The sequence below is a fragment of the Streptomyces sp. NPDC047525 genome (genome assembly GCF_040643025.1).
Lineage (GTDB): Bacteria > Actinomycetota > Actinomycetes > Streptomycetales > Streptomycetaceae > Streptomyces > Streptomyces durmitorensis.
The window spans coordinates 215,521-232,685 of the sequence record NZ_JBEYTL010000001.1 but is presented as its reverse complement, the minus strand read 5'-3'; the positions used below and the strand labels follow the sequence as shown (position 1 = coordinate 232,685).

Sequence of the window (17,165 nt, the reverse complement as noted above, 5' to 3'; positions counted from 1 at the left end):
CACTGTGCTGATCAGCCAGGAGGGCTGCTGTGCCGGGTGAAGGCCCACAGCGCGAGCCCGAGGCAGCTGAACCCGGCCCCCAGTGCGCAGACGGCGCCCCAGCCTGCCACCGTGTAGAGGGAGGTCGCGGCAAGGGCGCCGGTGGCGCTGCCGATCGAGTAGAAGACCATGTACCCGCCGATCAGCCGGCTGCCCGCGTCCGGGTGCAGCGCGTAGATCAGGGTCTGGTTGGTGACATGGACCGCCTGCACGGCGAGGTCGAGAAGCACCACCCCGACGACCAGGGCCCAGAGCGAGCTGCGGGTGAAGGCCAACGGCAGCCACGAGGCGGTCAGCAGAGCCAGAGCGATGCCGGTGGTCCGCCGGGAGAGCCCGCGGTCGTTCAGGCGGCCCGCCGCGGTGGCGGCCAGGGCACCGGCGACACCGATCAGGCCCAGCGCCCCGATCGCGCTGTGGGACAGGAAGTACGGGGCCTCGCTGAGCGGCAGCGCGACGCTGCTCCACAGCGTGCTGAAGGCGGCGAAGACCAGCAGACCGAACAGGGCCCGGAGCCGCAGCAGTCGTTCCCGTGCGAACAGCGTGACCGTGGACCGCAGGAGCTGTCCGTAGCGCAGGGCCGCCGGCGGAGCCTCGCCGTGGCGCGGCAGCACGCGGTGCAGGACCAGGGCGAGCAGAGCGGTGAGCGACGCCGATGCGAGGTAGACGGAGCGCCAGCCCGCGAGGTCCGCCAGGAGACCGGACGCGGTGCGGGCGAGCAGGATTCCGATGACCACGCCGCTGGTGACGAGGCCGACGACCCGTCCGCGCACCGCGGGAGGTGCCAGTGACGCGGCGAAGGCCACCAGCGTCTGCGTGACGACGGCGAGCAGCCCTGTCGCGGCCATGCCCACGAGCAGGACGGCCGCGGTCGGGGCGGTGGCCACCACGGCCAGCGCCCCCACCAGGAGCAGCAGTTGGGCCACGATGAGCCGTCTGCGGTTGACCACGTCGCCCAGCGGCACGAGCAGGAAGAGTCCCAGGCCGTATCCGACGTGCGTGAGGGTGACCACGCTGCCGACAAGTGCCGGGCTCATGTTGAGGTCGTGGCCCATGGTCACCAGGAGTGGCTGGGAGAAGTAGACGTTGGCCACCGCGGCCCCGCAGGCGACGGCGAACAGAAGGACGACGCCTCGGGACAGGACGACCGCGGGGCTTTCCCCTTCGTGGGCCTTGGGTTTGTGGGCTTCGGGTTTGTGGGCCCCGGGCCGTCGTGGCATGGCCTCACAGTTGCCGGGCATCGGCACCCCTCCACGTATCTGGTTTCAACTTGCTACCAATGATGACGGCGACGGTAGCCCTGTTTGGTAGCATGTTGCAACCGTTGTCGTGAGAGTGAGGGACGCCATGGTGACCAGGACGCGCTTCGACGACAGTGAATGTCCGGTCGCCCGGTCGGTGGACGCGATCGGCGACTGGTGGTCCCTGCTGATCGTGCGGGACGCCTTCGACGGAAGCCGGCGCTTCGGGGAGTTCCAGCGCAGCCTCGGCGTCGCGAAGAACATCCTCACCGCGCGCCTGCGCAGCCTGGTCGCCGGTGGCGTCCTCGAATCCGTCCCCGCCTCGGACGGCAGCGCCTACCGCGAGTACGTACTGACGCCGAAGGGCCGGGCGCTCTTCCCCGTCATCGTGGCGCTGCGGCAGTGGGGAGAGCAGAACTTCTTCGCCCCCGGCGAACCGCACTCACAGCTGGTCGACCGCCGGAAGGGACAGGGGCTCCGCCCCCTGGAGGTGCTGGCTGCGGACGGGCGGCGGCTGGACCCCGACGACACCACCGTCCACAAGGTCTCCGCCGAGTGAGGCCACGCACGCGAGCACACAACTCGCGTACGCAGCCACTGTGACGGCCTGCCTCTGACGGCCTGCCTCAGACGCGTTCCAGGACCATCACCGGGATGTCCCGGTCGGTCTTGCGCTGGTAGTCGTCATAGGCCGGCCATGTGGCGGCCATGGTCCGCCACATGTCCGGCTTCTCGTCCGGGGTGGCGGTGCGCGCACGGGCGGTGTAGCGGTCGCCCTTCACCTGCACCTGGACCTCGGGGTCCGCCTCGATGTTGCGGTACCACAGGGGCGGCTGGTCGGCTCCGCCGTTGGAGGCCACGACGAGCACCGCGTCACCGTAGGGCCGGTAGATCAGCGGAGTGCTGCGCTGCTCACCGCTCTTGCGGCCGGTGGTGGTGAGGATCAGCACCGTGGTGTTCTGCCAGTCGTGGCCTTCTGCGCCATCCGTCGCCACATAGCGCTCGACGTGCTCTTTGCCGAACAGCATCTGCCGTCTCCTTTGTTTCCTCGCGCTTGTTTCCTCGCGCGAACGTGCGGGCTCTTCGTGTGCTGACCAACTCTTCATGGTCACTCCGCGGTTTCCCGCCAGCCTGGCGCCGAACCGGCGCGCCCGGCCTAATGACACGGCGGCTGTCTCGTCATCCGGCCCGCCCTGCCCGACGGAGGGTCGATCAGTTAGAAAGGTTCGGTCCCGGTCGCCCTCGCCAGGCGTCCCCGGTCACCATGCCCACTGTCGAACCACCCCCAGAGGTCGTACGCACATGCCCGCCGCCGCAGCCCCCTGGCTGCTCCTCGCCGTGTTCTCCGGCACCCTGATATCTCTGCAGGCACGGATCACGGGTGAGCTCGCCGCCGGGCTCGGCGGCGACGGATTCGCGGCGGCGGTGATCTCGTTCGGTTCGGGGTTCGTGGTGCTGACCCTCGGGCTCCTCGTGCTGCGCGGGCCGCGCCGTGGCGTCGGCCTGGTGCTCGCGGACGTACGCAGACGGCGGCTCAAGTGGTGGCAGGTGCTCGGCGGCTTCGGCGGTGCGGCCTTCCTGCTCGCGCAAGGGCTGACCGTCGGGGCGCTCGGGGTCGCGCTGTTCACGGTCGCGATCGTCGCAGGCCAGGTCACCGGAGGCCTGCTCTTCGACCGGATGGGGCTCGGACCTGCCGGACCTCAGCGGCCCACGCGGCGGCGGGTCGTCGGCGCGGTGCTGGTGCTCGCCGCCGTGGGCCTGTCGATGGCGGACAAGCTGGGCGGTGGCTTTCCGTACGTGATGCTGTCGCTGCCGCTGGTGGCGGGCGTCTGCGTGAGCTGGCAGCAGGCGGTCAACGGGCATGTGAAGAACGCCGCCGGATCCGCGTACGCGGGAACGTTCTTCAACTTCGCCGCCGGTGCCGGCGCGTTGAGTGTGATCTTCCTGGTGCATGCCGTGGCCGCCGGGCTTCCCTCCCGCCTGCCGACCGAGCCGTACCTCTACCTCGGCGGCCTGGTCGGCATCTCCTTCATCACCATCGCGGTCGCCACGGTCCAGCGGCTCGGCGTTCTGCTGCTCGGACTCTGCACGATCACCGGCCAGTTGGTCGGCTCGCTGGCCCTCGACCTGCTGCTGCCGCACGGCGGCACTAGTGTCACGGCGGCCACCGTCGCCGGCGTGGTGCTCGCCCTGGCGGCGGTCGCACTGGCAGCGCTCTCGGGCACGCGAACGGGCCGGGTCGTGGCTTCGAGCGGCGTGACGCGAGCCGGTGCTTCGGAGCGGGTGAAGGGCCCGGGCGCGACCTAGCCGGGGAGTACCGAGGACCGGCGGCTACCAGCGCACCGGCAGCTCTCGCAGGCTCCGCATGAGACTCGGGCGCCACTGCGCTGTGCCGTCGCCGTCGAAGGCCAGGCGCGGGAAGCGGTCCAGGAGGATGCGCAGGGCCAGGGTCGCCTCAAGGCGGGCCAGCGGGGCGCCCAGGCAGTGGTGCAGGCCGTGCCCGAACGCGAGGTGGGCGCGGGTCGCGGCGGGATCGCGGCGGATGTCGAACCGTTCGGGGGCGGGGAAGCGCGCGGGGTCGCGGTTGGCGGCGGCGATGGAGAGGACCACACGCGCGCCCGCGGGTATCGAGACGCCGCCGATGTCGATCGGCTCGGCGGTGTAGCGGTAGGTGCCCGCCGGCGCGGGCGACTCGAAGCGGAGCGTCTCCTCCACGGCGCCCTGCAGCAATTCGGGGTCGGCGCGCAGGTCGGCGAGTTGCCCGGGGTGGCCGAGCAGCAGGTGGACGGCGTTGGCGATGAGGTTGACGGTGGTCTCGTGCCCCGCGACGAGCAGGAGGAAGGCCATGCCGAGCAGTTCCTCCGGGGTGAGCCGGTCGGCGCCGTCCCCGTCGTGGCTGCGGACCAGGGCGTGCAGCAGATCGCTCTCCGCCGCGTCCCGCAGCCGCCGCTTCTCCTCCGCGAGACTGGCGAGGTACACGGCCATCTCCTGCGAGGCGCGGGCGGACTGCTCCGGGTCGTCGAGGGAGACGACCTTCGTGGACCACTCCCGGAAGGCGGCCCGGTCCGCGTCCGGCACGCCGAGCAGCTCGCAGATGATGGTGAGCGGCAGCGGATAGGCGTACGCGGCCACCAGGTCGGCACGGCCGTCGGCGGCCACGGCGTCCAGGAGCTCACCGGCCGCCTCCTGGATGCGGGGCCGCAGAGCCTGGACACGGCGGGCGGTGAACTCGCGGGCCACCAGCGTCCGCAGGCGCGTGTGATCGGGCGGATCGACCTGGAGCATGTTGAGGCCCACGGCGTACAGCCCGTCGTCCTCGAAGTCGGCGGAGTGCCGCACGTCATTGCGCAGCCTGGGGTCGACGAAAGCGGCACGCACTTCCTCGTGCCCGACCACCAGCCACGACTCGTCCCCGGTGGGGAAACGCACGTGGTGGACAGGTCCGCGGGGGCGCAGTGCGCTGAACACGGAGTAGGGGTCGGCGGTGAAGTCGTCGGTGAGGTCGGAGAGTCGAACGGTGGGGTGCTGCGTACGCATGGGCGGCTCCCGGACAGAAGTGGGGATCGCTCCCCGTTTGTATGCCGGAGTGACCGTAGCATGAAGCGGGGACTAGTCCCCGCTTCATGCTACGAGCGTGGCACGTGAACTTCTGTCCCGGCTACCTGGGCGATACGAGCGCGACCTTGGGAGCAGGGGAAGGTGCCGTGGGCGGAGGCTGGTCCGTGAGGAGGTAGGCGCGACGCCATCGCAGAAAGGGGCGTTCGATGCCGTTGAACGTGACCACGGCTGCGGCCAATGTGATGGGAAGGACCGCCGCTGTCGTGGTGATGAAGGCATCCATCACCGGACGCCCCGTCAACTCGATCCACCAGCGGTGGGAGATGAACATGGTGACGACCATGTAATGGAGCAGATAGACCGAGAAGCTCATTTCGCCGACCTTGGCGATTCCTCTGGACACGAGCCCGGCCGAGGAGACGGTGGCCACATAGGTCAGCACCACCAGGGCCCAAAGCGTTCCTTCGACGTCGACCCAGAGCAGACGCGTTGCGTGCCCTTCATGGAAGGAATGGGTCTGGTTGAAGACCCAGATCGCGCCTGTGGCCAGGGCTGTTGAGATCCCGACCTTCAGTGGCCCCTGGAACCGCCTTCGATGGTGCACGAAGAACCAGGCGGCCACCATGCCCAGCAGGAATTGGTCGATTCTTCCGGCGAGGCTGTAATAGAGCATCGAGTTCACGTTGATGCCGCCGGCGGCCGAGGCCCACACCAAGGTCCGGATCACGGTGATGGCGGCCAGGAGCTTGAACAGGGCCAGCGGGCCGTGCTTGGTGAGGAGTCTGCTGAGCAGCGGGAAGAGCAGGTAGAACTGCAACTCGACCGCGATCGCCCACCACATTCTCGACACGGCTCCCAGATCGAGGGACCCGGGCAGGTTTCCGAGGCCGGCCAGGGACTGGAGCACGGCGAGCAGGTTCGCACCCTGCTTGTGCGCGCCGATGCCCAGAATGATCAACGCCATGTAGAGCGGGAAGATGCGCAGCACCCGGTTGCCCAGGAACCGGCCGTAGCGAATGTCCTTGCCCAGAGTGCCGATGGTGAAGATGAACCCGGACAGCACCATGAAGAGGGTCACCCCGGTATGGCCTTCCAATACCAGGGTGGCCAGAGGGTTGTCCGCATACAGCCAGCCGTGCGGGGCGCTGTTCGGGATCTCTCTGAGGTACGGAGAGATCATCTGCGTACCGTGGCAGAGGAGCACCAACAAGGCGGCGTAGGCACGCAAATGATCCACGGACACGAGGTACTGCCGATTGCGGCTGCGCATGAGTTGGCCCCGGCCTCTTGTCGCCAACGTCGCGACGGCCTCGCGACGGAGAAAAGGTCAGGGATGACAGCACCATGCACGGAAGTCGAGACAGCAGATAGGCGCGATTCGCCCCGGTTTTTGTCGGAAGATTTCACTCATCCGAGGGGCGTCTATATGCGAATGCCATAAATGGGCCAGGGTCAGCGATAGAGCTCCCGGGCGCGGGCCAAGTCGATTGGCCCGTCCTGGTCGAGGCGCAGGAAGTGCTCCAGCTGCCAGGCCTGCGCACTGCCTGCTTGGCGGTTGGTGGTGGTCACCCAGGGCGGGTAGACACGGAAGGCTCGCTTCCCGCCGGATCCGTGTACGGACACGACACCGCGTCGGCTGAGCGCGTCCATGGAGAAGACGAACTGGCCGAAGTGTTCTTGATCGCGGGCGCTGATGACGAAGAGGTCGACGGAGTCTGTGGTGTCGAAGGGCTGGATGGGTCCGCCCGGGGACCTCTTCCACACGGTGACGAACTGGCCGACCTTGGTGGGGGTCGTCCTGGCTGCGCGGTACCGGACGGCGAGGCCGTCGATGGTCAGTGTGTGGGCGGCGTAGTCGGCGCTCTCGGCTTCGGGGACCGGTTGCGAGCAGGCGAAACCGCACGGGTCGTAGACAAGTTCCTTCGCCGCGACGAGGTCTGCGTGAACCCTGGTGGTGTCCGACCAGGGTGCGCGGTCGGTGCGGGCGGGATCGGATGGTTTGGCGTCGTTCGATGTCACTCGGACACCCTGCCACGAGTGTTCGGGAGGCATCGGACCGTCTCACGGCCGCCGTAAGCCGAACCGATACCTCGAACCGCTCGTTCGGGTCCGGCTCGGGTGCGTTGCGCCGGGCCGCCCAGTCACGCGTGGGTACCTCGAACCGGGGCCCGGCCACTGATCGTGCTCTTCGTGCCGTCCGGAGCGCAGGTACGGCAGGGATGACGGCGGGGCAGCGCGGTGTGCCTCAACGGACAGCTCGGGGAGCCCGTCCGGCCAATGGCGGGGGTGCCCCGGCCGGTCAGATGTAGCCCTCACGCAGGGCATAGGCCACCACGTGCGCGCGGTTGCGCAGGTGCAGGCGCGTGGTGAGGCCGTGCATCACGTTCTTGACGGTCCGTTCGGAGTACGACAGCTTCATGGCGACCTCCGAGGTGTCGAACCCCTCCGCCACAAGACGCACCACGTCCACCTCGCGCTTGGTGAAACTGAGGAAAGAGCCCGGCAGATCGGCGCCGCCCCGGTGCAGGCGCCCCACCTGGCCGATGAGCTGGCCCAATAAGTCCGACGGCAGATCGCCGCCGCCCCTGGCGGTGGTCAGCACCGCCTGGACCAAACGCTGTGCGGTTGCTTCGTGGCGCCAGACTATGGCTCCCACACCGCACTCGATGACCTCCAGGAGCTCGTGCTCGCGGACCGTGCCTGCGACGAGCACCGCGCGGGCGCCCTCGCTGCGCACGGCGCGCCTCAGCCGGGTGAGCGCGGCCTCGTCGAGGGCGTCCTCGATGAGCAGGGCGACGGCGGGCGGGCCGGGTTCCCCTTCCAGTTCGACCTCGGGGTGCCGGCGCAGCTGGCTGAGGACTCCCTCGCGGCTGATCGGGTCGGGGGCGGTGACGGTGACCCGAACCCGGTTCGTCGTCGGTGCGGAGATCGGCGCGGCGATGGGTGCGGAGGCCGGTGCGGCCGCGGAGGCCGGGGGCGAGCTGGACACGCGAGGTTCCTCAGTTCTGGGACGGGCAGTTCTGGGACGGGCAGTTCTGGGACGGGCGACGGCCGACGGGCGCCGCCGGTGTGCGAAGGGTCGGCGGCGCCCGGTGGGGTCAGGAGCAGGACTTGTAGAAGTGCTTCCACCCGTTGGTGGGCATGGTCGGCGGCTCGGCGGGGGTCCCGCGCTGGCCGTACTTCATCTCCAGCTCGTAGTCGAAGTCCCCCGGGCCGGTGCCCGGCCCCGACAGACGCACGTCCCGGTCCAGCGACCCGTCACCTGAGTTGTTGAGGATGGCGAGGTCCGGGTAGGCGTCGTCGCCGTAGTTGGCGATCCGGAGCTGCTTGGCCTCGCCCATGTCGCCGATGTCGGAGTGCCGGGAGTGGGCGGAGCCCAGGTTCGTGCGCTTGAGCGGGCCCTGGCGGTATTCGGAGACGCGAGCCGTCGCGGGGTCGTCTCCGCCGGCCGGCGTGACGAGGTTGACGACGATGTCCAGGGTGCCGTCGTTCTGGAAGTCGGCGACCGCGGCGGACGTGACCTCCCCCGTCTTCGCGCCGAGCAGCTTGCTGACGGCCTGCTTGCTGCCGAACGAGCCGTCCGCGGCCCCCCACTGGACCGTCATCTTGGTGCCGGTGTGCCCCGGGTTCGCGATCTTGTCGGGGCGGCGGTCGCCGTCGAGGTCGCCGACCAGCGTCGTGGCGTCGGCCAGGCATGGCGCTGTCGCCGCGGCGGCGTCGCCGGACCGCGCCGCGCTGCCCGAGGCGGGCGCCTGGGCGGCACTGGCCTGGTGGCCGGCGGCAGTCAGGGTCAGGGCGACAGCCGCGACCGGGGCGGCGATCAGGCGTGAGCGCTTGCGAAGCATCTACGAACTCCTCATGTCGTTGCCGTTGAGCACGCCTCGAGCTTGTGGGGCGATCTGTCCCGACGGCCACGAAATCCGGGCAGTTGGGGACGCTGGAACGCAAAGAGGGTTCTTGAACAGGGCAAACGCAGGCCGCCTGGAACGCGGGGGTGGGACGCCCCCAGGGGCCACTCTCCCTCGGTGGCCGTCCTTCGCTCCGTCAGGACTGCTGCGGTGCCGCACTCTTCGTCGCCGGGAACGACGTTAGTGAGGCGGAAGGGAATTTGGCAGTGTCAGATTTTCTTCACACCTGTTGCTGGAGCCCCTGAAGCAGCAGCGCGACCAGCCGACGGGGGTCGTAGCGGGGGTCGCTGTCGGTTCCGATGCAGAGGTTGCCGATGCCGCGCATCAGTTCATAGGGCTGCGTACCGGGCCTGATCTCGCCCGAGCCGACCGCGGCGTCGAGCAACTCCTCGGCGACGGGCAGCAAGCGGTCGAGGAAGTAGGTGTGGAGCGCGGTGAAGCCGCTGCTGTCCGGTTGCACCGTGTTGGCGAGGCCGTGCTTGGTGACCAGGAAGTCGACGAAGAGGTCGATCCACTCACGCAGCGCCGCCAGCGGTGAGCCGGCGCTGGCCAGCAGGCTCGGACCGGCTTCGGCGCACGCCTCGACCTGGTGGCGGAAGACGGCGACGACGAGATCCGCCCGGGTCGGGAAGTGACGGTAGATCGTCCCCATCCCGACGCCCGCCTTGGCCGCGATCTCGCGGATCGGCGCATCGACGCCGGAGGTGACGAACACCTCCGCGGCGGCGGCGAGCAGCTTCTGCTGATTGCGCACCGCGTCGGCCCGTTTGCTGGGGGCCGGCACCTCTCCGGACTGGCCTGCAGTGGGCACCGCGCTCTCCTTCCTGTAGCCGTCGAGAAGCCGGAGCGCTGTTCCGCTTGTCAAACGGAACAGCGCTCCGTATCGTAAGTGGAGCAACGTTCCGCTTCAGTCTAGCTGAAGCCGGACCTTCCTCCCTGCCTCCCGCGCGCCGCCCCACGCGAGATCTGCGACAAGCGGCGCAGAGGCCCTCAAGGGACAACCGAAGGGAAAGACGCATCGTGAGTGCATCGACTTTCGTGACCGACACCGACACCGACACCGACACCGGAACCGGCAGCGACGCCATCGGCTCGCCCGCCCCCGTGCTCTCGTTCAGCCCGGTGGTGCTGCCCGTGCCCGGACGCCCCGTTGACCTTCAACTGCGCGTCACCGCACCCGCGACCGGAGCCGGCCTGCCGGTCATCCTCCTCTCCCACGGACACGGCAACTCGAACCACCTCTCCTCGCTCAACGGTTACGGCCCGCTCGCCAACCTCTGGGCGGAACTCGGCTTCGTCGTCATCCAGCCCACCCACCTCAGCTCCAAGACACTCAGCCACCTCCATGCGGACACCCCCGAAGCACCCCTGTTCTGGCGCTCACGCGCCGAGGACATGTCCCGCATCCTCGACCGTCTCGACGTGATCGAGGGCACCGTGCCGCAGCTCGCCGGGCGCATGGACCACGACAGCGTCGCCGTGGCCGGACACTCGCTCGGCGGCTTCACCGCCGCCCTCCTGCTGGGTGCCCGGGTCGCCGACCCCGACGACGTACAGGAGGCGAACCTCTTCGAACCCCGGATCAAGCAGGGTGTACTGCTGGCCGCCCCCGGCAGGGGAGGCGACATCCTGACCGGAGCCATGGCTGAGCTGTTCCCGGTCTTCCGGAGCACCGACTTCTCCCGGATGACCACGCCCGCGCTCGTCGTCGCCGGTGACAAGGACGATTCGCGGCACTTCACGGAGATGGGTCCGGACTGGCACGCCGATCCGTACCACCTCGCTCCCGGCCCCAAGACGCTGCTCTCCCTGGTCGACGCGGAGCACGGACTGGGCGGGATCAGCGGGTACGACGCCGCCGAGACCACGGACGAGAACCCCGAGCGAGTGGCCGCGCTCGGACGGCTCACGGCGGCCTACCTCCGCACCCAGTTCCGCGAGGGTGACCACGCGTGGCAAGAGGCGCAGGACGCGCTGACCACCGGCCCTGGCGCGCTTGGGCGAGTCGAGTCCAAGTAGGCGGGGCTCGCCGGCTGTTGGACGGACGCCTGCCCGTCCACGGCCGTCAGGCGGAGACGGGCTCCCGTTCGGCATCGTCGAAGGGGGGATAGCTCTCGCTGCCCATCTGCTCGGCCGCTTCGATGTAGTTCGCGAGCGCGCCGCGGGACTGGGCGAGCCTGGCCATCTGGTCGTCCAGTCGCCGCAGCCGTGACCGCATCGCGTCGAGGAGCTCCGTGCACCCGGGCAGCTCCGGAGTCTCTCCGACCGCGCAGGGCAGCAGGTACGCGATGTCCTCGGAGGACAGACCGGCGCCGAGCAGGTGGCGGATCTGCTTCACCCGCAGCACGGCGTTCTCGTCGTACTCGCGGTACCCGTTCGCCCTGCGGTCTGCCTCCAGCAGGCCCTGGGCCTCGTAGTAGCGCAACTGATGGGCGTTGACGCCCGTCCGCCGGCCCAGTTCCCCGATCCGCATCGAACCTCACTTGACCTTCACACCGGTATCAACGTTGACGATGCTGCCATGAACAACACAACGGAAACACCCATCAACGTCATCGGACTCGGACGGATGGGCCAGGCACTCGCCGGCGCGTTCCTGAAGGCCGGGCATCCCACCACCGTGTGGAACCGTACGTCCTCCAAGGCGGACCAACTGGTGGCCGCGGGCGCACAATTGGCGCCGACGATCGGCGACGCGCTCACGGCAGGCTCTCTGACGGTCATCTGCGTCACCGACTACGAGGCCATGTACGAGCTGCTCGGCGCGGGCGGTGTCGCCCTGGACGGCACGACGTTGGTCAACCTGACCTCGGGCGACTCGGCCCAGGCCCGGGACGCCGCCCGATGGGCCGAGGAACGCGGCGCCCGTTACCTGGACGGCGCGATCATGGCCATCCCGCAGGTGATCGGGACGGACCAGGCGGTGATTCTGCAGAGCGGGCCGCAGCCGGACTTCGAGGCACACAAGTCCACACTCGACGCGCTCGGCACCGTCACCCACCTCGGCGCCGACCATGGGCTCGCGTCCCTGTACGACGTGGCCGGCCTGGCCATGATGTGGAGTGTCCTGAACGCCTGGCTCCAGGGCACTGCCCTGCTCAGGACGGCCGGTGTCGACGCCGCGACGTACGCGCCGTTCGCCCAGCAGATCGCTGCCGGGGTGGCGGAATGGCTGCCTGGGTACGCCGAGCAGATCGACAGCGGTTCCTTCCCGGCCGAGGTGTCGGCCCTGGAGACCGACGCGGCGGCGATGGCGCACCTGATCGAGGAGAGCGAGGCGGCGGGTGTCAACGCCGAACTGCCGAAGCTGATCAAGACGATGGCCGACCGCTCCATCGCCGCCGGTCATGGCGGTGAGCAGTATCCCGTGCTGATCGAGGAGTTCGGCAGGCCGCGCGAGAACTGAGCGGATCCTCCGCCGGGCATCTGCTGGCCCGGTGATCGTAAGGTCGTAGCCGGGGCGATCTCTTGTCGACCGCACCCCCGGCAGAGGCTGTGCTCCGGCAGCAGCCCAAGAAAGGAAGATCTTGTCCACCAAGACAGTGCAGATTCCCACCACGGACGGCCAGGCCGACGCCTTCGTCGCTTTCCCCGACCGCGGCGAGCAGCACCCGGGTGTGCTGCTCTACCCGGATGTCTTCGGCCCGCGGCCCGAGATGGAGCAGAAGGCACGCGAACTGGCCGAGCACGGGTACTACGTGCTCGTCCCCAGCCTCTTCTACCGGCACGGCCCGGCACCGGTGATCGACCTTCCCGACCACATAAGCAATGACGTCCGGCCCGAGATCTTCGCCCGGCTCATGCCGTTGGTCGAGGCGCACACCACCGACCGCATCCTGCGCGACGCCGATGCCTACCTCGGTTTCCTCACCACTCAGCCCGAGGTCAGCGCCGGACCGGTCGGCGTGGTCGGCTACTGCATGGGCGCCGCTTTGGCGATGCGCACCGCGACGGCCCATCCCGACCAGGTGGCCGCCGTCGCCGGATTCCACCCCGGCTTCCTGGTCACCGACGCGCCCGACAGCCCTCACCGCCTCGTCTCCGCGCTCACCGCCCAGGTCCACATCGGCCTCGCGGAAGGAGACCTGACGCCCGAGGCCATCAGCGAGCTCAACAAGGCCTTGGACGCCGCAGGTGTCGGCTACACCACCGAGATCTACCCCGACACCGCCCACGGCTTCACCATGTCCGACACCGACGCCTTCAGCCCCTCCGCACTCCAGCGTCACTGGGACCGGCTGCTCCCTCTCCTCGGCCGCACCTTGGCCACGGGCTGAGGCTCCGGGTTCGGCCAGGCGGCCGCCCGTCTTCGGCGGAAGGCCTCTGGCCGTGCCTACTGGCGGGAGTCGAGGGCGAGTTGGTGGAGGTTTTCCAGCGCGTCGAGCAGGACGGTGCGCTGGTGCCACTTGATCCAGGTGCCGAGAGTGCGGCTGGTGGTGTGCAGGGCCTGGAGCTGTGCCTGGGTGAAACCGATCAGGGGGCGGGCGTGATGGGAGGAGATGACACCGTGGACGGTGTCCTGGTCGTCGACGAGCGGGACGCTGTGGCAGGCGCGGCTGCCGGCCGTGAGGATCACCCGGCGCGTCTCGTCGTCGAAACCGGCCGATGAGGCCACCTCCTTGACGGTGACCTGGCTGCTGGCGGCCGCGGCCCGAGCACACGAGGTGTTCCCGTCGACGAACGCGAAGTAGTCGGTGAACTGCCGCGGCAGGCCCGCGTGTTTGGCCATGCGCAGGACGCCGTCCTCGACCAGCTGCACGTTTCCCATGTCCGTGCCGGTGACGGTCAGGACGCGGTGCAAGGCGGCGCCGAGGACCTCGCCCTGGTTGGCTGCGTTGAGCGTGCCGGCCGCGAGTGCCGCCAGGTCGGGCATCGGATGCCGTGTCCGTCCGCTGAGCCACACCTTGGCACCTGGCGCCGGACCCGGTGTCCGGGCCACCGCGGAGGCCAGCTGGTGCAGCTTGATGTTGGCCCGCTGCGACGCCTGGCGCAGCAGCGTGAACGCCGCCCGTTCGTCGGCCAGGCGGTAGCGCTCGACCAGGATGCCCTCGGCCAGAGCGATCCTGGGGCGCGCACGCGCCTGGATCTCCAGCTCGGACACCTGCTGGCGCAGCTGCTCGGCGGTGGCTCTCAGCCGTTCCGTCTCGTCCTCGGGGGAGGGGAACCGCTGAGACGGTGGCTGATGGTCGGGCGGCGGCGCAGACGGAATGTTCGTCACGTTCTCTCCCATGGCGGCACCCTGCTCCTCACACAACATGGCGACCATAACGCTGCCTGCCACCGCTCTGTTCGGTGATCCAGGCAATGACAGTGCCAAATGACAGTGCCCTTCCTGACCATGATCATTCGGAAGGTGAGAGCTGTTCGCGCACCCATGCAGGATCGGGGTTGACGTGTGGTCGGCCTGCCACGACGACCGTCGGCACGGTCTCATTGCCGTCGTTGGCTTCCCTCACCACTGCCGCTCCAGCCGGGTCACGCCAGATGTCGACCCAGTGCAACTGGCGGGCACCACGCCCCAATCGCAGGCGCAGCCGCAGACAGTACGTGCAGCCCGGCCGCCAGAAGACGACCGGCCGGCCATCGACCGCGCTACGGCGTTGCGCCTCGGTCGCACTGATCGACCTCGGGAAGACCAGCGGCGAGTACACGGCTGCGAGCAGCGCGAACGCCAGCAGGAACGCGGCGGCTGACCCGGGGCTCCCGCTGAAGGCCTGCCCGGTCGCGACGAGTGAGCCGCAGAGCACGAACAGCATCGGCAATATCCAGGCGCGCATCATGAAGGCGCAGGCTATCGGTGAGCCGGGATCGCCGCGGCCGCGGGCCACCCAGCAGCCGGGCCTGACGGCTTTCCCATTTAGTAGCCATGTACATAGTAGCCATGTACTGTATGTCGAGTGAGTTCAGCAACTGAGGGCGCCACGGCGGGATTTCTGGTCTGGCGCTTGTCGATGAAGTGGCGAGTGGCCGTCGACCGGGCGGTCGCACCGCTGGGCCTGACCCATGCCCAGTACGCGTTGATGGCATCGCTCTACGGAATGTCGCGCTCCGGGCTGCAGCCCAGTCAGCGTCGGCTCGCCGACCACACGGGGCTCGAACCGCTCTACGTCTCCAAGCTCGCCCGAGCCCTGGAGACCGCCGGACTCGTGGCCCGGACCCGCGACCCGAACGACCCGCGCGCCATGCAACTGTCCCTCACCGAGCAGGGACGCGACGTCACACGCCGCGCGATCAAGGTGGTCCAGGGCCTCCTTGACCAGTTGCTCTCGCCGCTCGGGGGACAAGACAGCGCCCGCACGAGGCAGTTCACTCGCGAGCTGACGACCCTGCTCGACGCACCTCTCAATCCGCATATCGAGAACGACGAGGAGCAGTCATGACCACCACCACACCCGCACCCATACCCGCACCCACAACCAACGGCCGGGTCATCGCCCTGGCGCACTACGCCGGGCGTGCCCTCCTGGAGGGCGTACTGGCCCGCCACGGCGCCACGTTCCACCAGAGTGTGACGATCCGGACCCTCGTGGTCGCGGGAGAGTCCATGGACCGCGACGAGCTCGTCGCAGAGGTCGACGGATACCTGAAGATCGGCGAGCCGGTCGTGCGCGGTGTCGTCGAGGAGCTGACGGCGGCGAAGCTGCTGGAAGGGGACCCGGCGCAGGCGTCCCGGCTGCGGCTCACGGATGCCGGACGGAAACTGCACGACACCACCGGCGCCGAGACCGCCGAGATCTCCGCCCGGCTGTACGCGGGCATTCCGGCCGAGGACCTCGCGGTCGCGGGCCGCGTCCTTGAGCTGATCACGGAGCGTGCGAACGCCGAGTTGGCCGGCGCCTGAGGTTCTGTCAGGCCACGGATGGAAGTTGCAGTGGCTGAAGGTGCGGCCGCGGCGTCAGGCTTGACGGGCGCGTTCGGCGAGGCGGTCCGAGAACGCAACGACGAGGTCGCGCAGTTCGTCGGGGCGTTCGACGATGAACGGCCGGTCGAGGGAGGCGAGCACCGGAGGCAGCCAGTCGAGTCGCTCCGCCCGTACCTCGACGCGCAGCCAGTCCTCGGTCGCAGGATCCGTGCCCGCCACGGACGCGGGCGCCTCCACGCTCGCGACGCTCGCGGGAAGCCGGGCGCGTACCTGCTCGACCGTCCCGTGGATCCGCAACGTCACCTCATGCCGGTACGCCGCCGTGGCGAACCCGGTCAGGATGCGCTGGGTCGGATCCGGTCCGTCGGGTGCGTCGAACGACCCGGGCAGAGCCCTGGCGTCCGTGATGCGGTCGAGCCGGAAGGTCCGGTCCTCCGCGATCTCGGGGTCCGCCCCGGTGACGTACCACCGGCCCGAGTGGGCCACGACCCCGTACGGGTGCAGTGTGCGGCCGCTGCGCCGGCCGTCGCGGTCGGTGTACCTGATCGAGACCGGTCGGCGGTGACGTACCGCATCGGCGATCGTGAGCAGGACCTCCGCGTCCGGGGTGGCGAGCTCGCCGGGCGGTTCCGTGAAGGCGAGGGACTCCAGGACCGAGTCGACCCGGCGGGCGAGGCGCTCGGGCAGCACCCGCCGGATCTTGGCCGTTGCCGTCTCGCTCGCGGTGGCTGTCGTCGTCATCAGCCCCGCTCGTCGGCCGGCGACCAGGCCGAGCAGTACCGCGATCGCCTCGTCGTCGCCGAGCATGAGCGGAGGCAGCCGATAGCCGGGTGCGAGGCGGTAGCCGCCATAGCGGCCGCGTACGGCCTCGACGGGCACGTCGAGATCGGTCAGCTGATGCACGTACCGACGCACGGTGCGTGCGTCGACGCCGAGTCGCTCGGCGAGTTCGGCCATCGTCCGGGTGCCGCCCGACTGAAGCAGCTCCAGGAGGGTGAGCACACGGCCGGTGGGTCGGGACATGTTCCGAGCCTAGCGCGAATAGTGGACTGATTCTGTCCACTATTTGTTCTAGCGTGCGTGACGAGGGGCTCCACTCATCCACGCAAGGGCTCCGCCCATCCACGCAAGGGCCCACCCATCCAGGGAGAACACCATGGACTTCGTCTCGATCCGGATCATCACCGGCGATGTCGCACGCCTCGTCACGTTCTACGAGAAGGTCACCGGGGTGCAGGCGACCTGGTTCACCGAGGACTTCGCCGAACTCAAGACCCCCAGCGCCACGCTCGCCATCGCAAGTACCCGTACCGTTCCGCTGTTCGCGCCGGGCTCATCCCGCCCGGCCGACAACCACAGCGTGATCCTCGAATTCCTCGTCGACGACGTGGACCGCGTGCACGAGAACCTGACGGGCATCGTGACCGACTTCGTCAACGAGCCCACCACGATGCCCTGGGGCAACCGGTCTCTCCTGTTCCGCGACCCCGACGGCAACCTCGTCAACTTCTTCACGCCGGTCACTCCGGCGGCGATCGAGAAGTTCTCCCGCTGATTGCG

Annotated in this window: 20 protein-coding genes; 8 read left to right on the top strand and 12 right to left on the bottom strand. The window is 69.2% G+C overall.

The annotated features are described in order from the left end of the window. Positions 1–11: 11 nt before the first annotated feature. On the bottom strand, positions 12–1,256 hold the full coding sequence (locus tag ABZ833_RS01135; protein ID WP_361039326.1) for an MFS transporter: 1,245 nt from the start codon (positions 1,254–1,256) through the stop codon (positions 12–14). Between the two features lie 127 nt (positions 1,257–1,383). Between ABZ833_RS01135 and ABZ833_RS01130 the strand changes: the two genes are divergently transcribed. Beyond that, positions 1,384–1,836 carry a helix-turn-helix domain-containing protein gene (locus ABZ833_RS01130; RefSeq protein WP_361039323.1) on the top strand — a complete coding sequence of 151 codons (453 nt, stop codon included), beginning with the start codon at positions 1,384–1,386 and terminating at the stop codon, positions 1,834–1,836. Between the two features lie 67 nt (positions 1,837–1,903). Here the strand turns inward: ABZ833_RS01130 and ABZ833_RS01125 are convergent, their stop codons facing one another. Next, positions 1,904–2,305, bottom strand: a complete 402-nt coding sequence (locus ABZ833_RS01125; protein WP_361039321.1) for a nitroreductase family deazaflavin-dependent oxidoreductase — start codon at positions 2,303–2,305, stop codon at positions 1,904–1,906. Between the two features lie 274 nt (positions 2,306–2,579). On the opposite strand from ABZ833_RS01125, the gene ABZ833_RS01120 reads away from it, so the two are divergent. Continuing rightward, positions 2,580–3,584, top strand: a complete 1,005-nt coding sequence (locus ABZ833_RS01120; protein ID WP_361039318.1) for a DMT family transporter — start codon at positions 2,580–2,582, stop codon at positions 3,582–3,584. 24 nt (positions 3,585–3,608) lie between these two features. Here the strand turns inward: ABZ833_RS01120 and ABZ833_RS01115 are convergent, their stop codons facing one another. The 6 genes from ABZ833_RS01115 to ABZ833_RS01090 all read right to left on the bottom strand — a co-directional run bounded on the left by ABZ833_RS01115 (position 3,609) and on the right by ABZ833_RS01090 (position 9,554). Continuing rightward, entirely contained in the window at positions 3,609–4,814 is a 1,206-nt protein-coding gene (locus ABZ833_RS01115; RefSeq protein ID WP_361039316.1) for a cytochrome P450, read from the bottom strand. A 121-nt stretch (positions 4,815–4,935) separates the two neighbouring features. Beyond that, the gene (locus tag ABZ833_RS01110) at positions 4,936–6,105 is read right to left on the bottom strand and encodes an acyltransferase (RefSeq protein WP_361039314.1); all 1,170 of its coding nucleotides are present in this window, start codon (positions 6,103–6,105) and stop codon (positions 4,936–4,938) included. Positions 6,106–6,287: 182 nt separating this feature from the next. Then, entirely contained in the window at positions 6,288–6,854 is a 567-nt protein-coding gene (locus ABZ833_RS01105; protein ID WP_361039311.1) for a MepB family protein, read from the bottom strand. Between the two features lie 280 nt (positions 6,855–7,134). Continuing rightward, entirely contained in the window at positions 7,135–7,776 is a 642-nt protein-coding gene (locus tag ABZ833_RS01100; protein WP_361041271.1) for a response regulator transcription factor, read from the bottom strand. 157 nt (positions 7,777–7,933) lie between these two features. Beyond that, complete coding sequence (locus ABZ833_RS01095) at positions 7,934–8,680, bottom strand: VCBS repeat-containing protein (protein WP_361039308.1); 747 nt, start codon at positions 8,678–8,680, stop codon at positions 7,934–7,936. A gap of 283 nt (positions 8,681–8,963) precedes the next feature. Continuing rightward, the gene (locus ABZ833_RS01090) at positions 8,964–9,554 is read right to left on the bottom strand and encodes a TetR/AcrR family transcriptional regulator (RefSeq protein WP_361039306.1); all 591 of its coding nucleotides are present in this window, start codon (positions 9,552–9,554) and stop codon (positions 8,964–8,966) included. A 275-nt stretch (positions 9,555–9,829) separates the two neighbouring features. Between ABZ833_RS01090 and ABZ833_RS01085 the strand changes: the two genes are divergently transcribed. Further along, the gene (locus ABZ833_RS01085; protein WP_361041268.1) at positions 9,830–10,762 is read left to right on the top strand and encodes a chlorophyllase; all 933 of its coding nucleotides are present in this window, start codon (positions 9,830–9,832) and stop codon (positions 10,760–10,762) included. Positions 10,763–10,808: 46 nt separating this feature from the next. On the opposite strand, the gene ABZ833_RS01080 is transcribed toward ABZ833_RS01085, so the two are convergent. Beyond that, positions 10,809–11,216, bottom strand: coding sequence for a MerR family transcriptional regulator (locus ABZ833_RS01080; RefSeq protein WP_361039303.1), 408 nt, complete (start codon positions 11,214–11,216; stop codon positions 10,809–10,811). A gap of 48 nt (positions 11,217–11,264) precedes the next feature. Here ABZ833_RS01080 and ABZ833_RS01075 point away from each other — a divergent pair, with 48 nt between their 5' ends. Together ABZ833_RS01075 and ABZ833_RS01070 are read left to right on the top strand one after the other, a co-directional pair. Then, positions 11,265–12,149 carry an NAD(P)-binding domain-containing protein gene (locus tag ABZ833_RS01075; protein WP_361039300.1) on the top strand — a complete coding sequence of 295 codons (885 nt, stop codon included), beginning with the start codon at positions 11,265–11,267 and terminating at the stop codon, positions 12,147–12,149. A 121-nt stretch (positions 12,150–12,270) separates the two neighbouring features. Continuing rightward, positions 12,271–13,020 carry a dienelactone hydrolase family protein gene (locus ABZ833_RS01070; protein WP_361039298.1) on the top strand — a complete coding sequence of 250 codons (750 nt, stop codon included), beginning with the start codon at positions 12,271–12,273 and terminating at the stop codon, positions 13,018–13,020. Positions 13,021–13,076: 56 nt separating this feature from the next. Here ABZ833_RS01070 and ABZ833_RS01065 read toward each other — a convergent pair whose 3' ends face one another. Together ABZ833_RS01065 and ABZ833_RS01060 are read right to left on the bottom strand one after the other, a co-directional pair. Next, positions 13,077–13,973, bottom strand: coding sequence for an ANTAR domain-containing protein (locus ABZ833_RS01065; protein ID WP_361039296.1), 897 nt, complete (start codon positions 13,971–13,973; stop codon positions 13,077–13,079). Between the two features lie 112 nt (positions 13,974–14,085). Continuing rightward, entirely contained in the window at positions 14,086–14,523 is a 438-nt protein-coding gene (locus ABZ833_RS01060) for a glutaredoxin domain-containing protein (RefSeq protein WP_361039294.1), read from the bottom strand. A gap of 117 nt (positions 14,524–14,640) precedes the next feature. Here ABZ833_RS01060 and ABZ833_RS01055 point away from each other — a divergent pair, with 117 nt between their 5' ends. Then, complete coding sequence (locus ABZ833_RS01055; protein ID WP_361039291.1) at positions 14,641–15,123, top strand: MarR family transcriptional regulator; 483 nt, start codon at positions 14,641–14,643, stop codon at positions 15,121–15,123. Beyond that, on the top strand, positions 15,120–15,584 hold the full coding sequence (locus ABZ833_RS01050; protein WP_361039289.1) for a MarR family transcriptional regulator: 465 nt from the start codon (positions 15,120–15,122) through the stop codon (positions 15,582–15,584). Before ABZ833_RS01055 ends, ABZ833_RS01050 begins: the two co-directional genes overlap by 4 nt. A gap of 54 nt (positions 15,585–15,638) precedes the next feature. Here the strand turns inward: ABZ833_RS01050 and ABZ833_RS01045 are convergent, their stop codons facing one another. Further along, entirely contained in the window at positions 15,639–16,628 is a 990-nt protein-coding gene (locus ABZ833_RS01045) for a YafY family protein (RefSeq protein ID WP_361039287.1), read from the bottom strand. A 133-nt stretch (positions 16,629–16,761) separates the two neighbouring features. Here ABZ833_RS01045 and ABZ833_RS01040 point away from each other — a divergent pair, with 133 nt between their 5' ends. After that, entirely contained in the window at positions 16,762–17,160 is a 399-nt protein-coding gene (locus ABZ833_RS01040) for a VOC family protein (RefSeq protein ID WP_361039284.1), read from the top strand. The last annotated feature ends 5 nt before the right edge of the window (positions 17,161–17,165 follow it).